Consider the following 210-nt stretch of genomic DNA (forward strand, 5'->3'; position numbering starts at 1 on the left):
ACACGGCCGCTTCGCTCTCACCCCCATGGCCGACCTCCTGCGCACCGACGCCCCAGGATCCCTCCACGACCCCTTCCTCATGCTCGGCGAAGACCTCTATTGGAAACCACTGGCCCGTATGTACGACACGGTGCGTCAGGGGCGGACCGCGTTCGACGACATCTTCGGTGACGGCTTCTTCGCCCACCTCCAGACCGTCCCCGAAACCGC

1 pseudogene is annotated in these 210 nt (G+C 65.7%); it reads left to right on the forward strand.

From position 1 onward, the window contains the following. Window positions 1-25: 25 nt before the first annotated feature. Window positions 26-210, forward strand: a pseudogene (locus KUM40_RS42795) (O-methyltransferase); the annotation flags it as partial.

Source organism: Streptomyces sp. AC512_CC834, from assembly GCF_019049325.1.
Taxonomy (GTDB): domain Bacteria; phylum Actinomycetota; class Actinomycetes; order Streptomycetales; family Streptomycetaceae; genus Streptomyces.